This window comes from Janthinobacterium sp. CG_23.3 (genome assembly GCF_046115965.1).
Taxonomy (GTDB): domain Bacteria; phylum Pseudomonadota; class Gammaproteobacteria; order Burkholderiales; family Burkholderiaceae_D; genus Janthinobacterium.
In genome coordinates this window covers 1-2,546 of sequence record NZ_JBJXIB010000245.1, presented here as the reverse complement: position 1 = coordinate 2,546, position 2,546 = coordinate 1, and the positions used below count along the sequence as shown (strand labels likewise).

The 2,546-nt window shown below is 72.0% G+C and carries 1 protein-coding gene and 2 pseudogenes; all 3 read left to right on the top strand.

Annotated elements, in window-relative coordinates; all coding sequences use genetic code 11:
• Window positions 1–101 precede the first annotated feature (101 nt).
• Window positions 102–596 (top strand): annotated as a pseudogene (locus ACFDR9_RS27505) (exosortase C-terminal domain/associated protein EpsI); the annotation flags it as partial.
• Complete coding sequence (locus ACFDR9_RS27500) at window positions 580–1,770, top strand: TIGR03088 family PEP-CTERM/XrtA system glycosyltransferase (protein ID WP_409033049.1); 1,191 nt, start codon at window positions 580–582, stop codon at window positions 1,768–1,770. The pseudogene ACFDR9_RS27505 and the gene ACFDR9_RS27500, both read left to right, overlap by 17 nt.
• 16 nt (window positions 1,771–1,786) lie before the next feature.
• Window positions 1,787–2,546, top strand: a pseudogene (locus tag ACFDR9_RS27495) (asparagine synthetase B); the annotation flags it as partial.

The window sequence follows — 2,546 nt, the reverse complement described above, 5'->3', positions numbered from 1 at the left end:
GGCGATGAGAAGAAACTCATCCCCCACACGATCCACCACCACCCTCTTCCCCTCCCGCCCCCTCTCTTTCCCTTCTCCCCCCCCCCCCGGGCTGGCGCGCCAGCGCCGCCGCCAACGCCTGGCGCGCGCCGCACGCCGGCGCGCCGCTGCTGTTCGCCCAACACTACCGCGGCGCGGCCGGCGCGGTCGAACTGCAACTGGCCTGGTACGCCAGCCAAAGCAAGGACGCCGAGCTGCTGAGCCACCTGCCGGCGGCCCGCAACGGCGACTGGACGCTGCTGTCGGAGCAAGCGCGCGAGGTGCGCGTCGGCGCGCGCGCGCTGGCGTTGCGCCAAAGCGTCTGGCAACGCGGCGCCGGCCGCCTGCTGGTGTGGCGCTGGTACCGCCAGAGCGGCGTCGACACCGGCAGCGCCTTGCTGGTCAAGCTGCTGCTGGCCAAGGCCAAACTGACGCGCACGGCGCAAGACGGCGCCGACATCATCGTCGCCGCGCCCTACGCCGAGCAGCAGGCGGCGCCGGAGCCGGCGCTGCGCGCTTTCCTGGCGGCGTCGCTGCCGGCCATCGACAAGGCGGTGAGCGATGCTGGACGACGCTGACGCGGTCTTTTCGGCCGCCATCGACGACGCCGCGCCGGCGCCGCTGGTGGTCCACCTGATCCACCAGCTCGGCGTGGGCGGGCTGGAGAACGGCCTGGTCAACCTGATCAACCACATGCCGCCGGCGCGCTACCGGCACGCCATCGTCTGCCTCAAAAGCGCGACCGACTTCCAACAGCGCATCACCCGGCCCGGCGTCGAAATCATCAGCTTGAACAAGCGCGAGGGCAAGGACTGGGCCCATTACCTGCGCCTGTACCGCACGCTGCGCCGGCTGCGCCCGCAACTGGTGCACACCCGCAACCTGGCCAGCATCGAGGGCCAGTTGTTGGCGGCGGCGGCCGGCGTCAAGTTGCGCGTCCATGGCGAGCACGGCCGCGACATGGCCGACCTGCACGGCAAGAGCCGCAAATACAATCTGCTGCGCCAGCTGCTGCGCCCGCTGGTCGGCCACTTCATCGCCGTCAGCGGCGACCTCGAACGCTGGCTGGTCGAACGCATCGGCGCCGCGCCGGCGCGCGTCACGCACATCGGCAACGGCGTCGACAGCCTGCAATTCCATCCGCGGCTGGGTCCGGCGGCGGCGGTCGGGCCGCCCGGTTTCCTGTGCGACAACGCCTTTGTCGTCGGCAGCGTCGGCCGCATGGTCGACATCAAGGACCACGCCACGCTGGTGCAAGCCTTCCTGCGCCTGCTGGCGGCCGAGCCGGGCCCGGGCACGCGGCTGCGCCTGGTCATCGTCGGCGCCGGGCCGTGCCGCGCCGAATGCCTGGCCGCGCTGCAGCTGGGCGGCGCCGGCCAACTCGCCTGGCTGCCCGGCGCGCGCGACGACATCGCCCAGCTGATGCGGGCGATGGACCTGTTCGTGCTGCCGTCGCTGGCCGAGGGCAGTTCCAACACCATCCTCGAGGCGATGGCCAGCGGGCTGCCGGTGGTGGCCACGGCCGTCGGCGGCAACGTCGACCTGGTACAGGCCGGCTGGACCGGCGCGCTGGTGCCGCCGCGCGCGCCGCAACTGCTGGCCGAGGCGCTCGGCCAGTATTACCACGCGCCCGACCTGGCCCAGCGCCACGGCCTGCGCGGGCGCCGCCGCGTCCTCGCCGAGCACAGCCTGGCGGCCATGGCGGACGCCTACCTCGCCGTCTACGACGCCCTCGGCGGCGCGCGGCGCTAACCCGAAAGGACATTCCATGTGCGGCATCGTCGGCATTTTCGACCTCCTCGGCAAACGCGCCATCGCCCGCGACGCGCTGGTGCGGATGAACCAGAGCCAGTACCACCGCGGCCCCGACCTGGGCGGCGTGTACCTGGAACCGGGGCTGGGGCTGGGCCACAGGCGCCTGGCGATCATCGACCTGAACGGCGGCCAGCAGCCGCTGTTCAACGAGGACGGCGACGTGGTGGTGGTCTACAACGGCGAGATCTACAACTTCAAGGAACTGGCGCGCGAGCTGGCCGGCCTCGGCCACCGCTTCCGCAGCCAATGCGACACCGAGGTCATCGTCCACGCCTGGGAACAATGGGGCGAGCGCTGCGTCGAGCGCTTCCGCGGCATGTTCGCCTTCGGCCTGTGGGACCGCAAGCGCCAGACGCTGTTCCTGGCGCGCGACCGGCTCGGCGTCAAGCCGCTGTACTACGGCCGCACCGCCGACGGCAGGCTGCTGTTCGGCTCCGAGCTGAAGGCGCTGCTGGGCGACGCCGAACTGGCGCGCGAACTCGACCCGGCGGCGGTCGAGGACTACTTCGCCTACGGCTACGTGCCGGAGCCGCGCACGATCTTCCGCGCCGCGCTGAAACTGCCGCCCGGCCACACGCTGACGCTGCACGCCGGCGGGGGGGGGGGGGGGGGGGACAACCCACACCCGGAAAGGGCCCTCTTCCCCCCCCCCCCCACCAACGAAGACATCACCCGCCACAAATCGTTGGAGCTACTCCGCGGGGAGAGTCGCA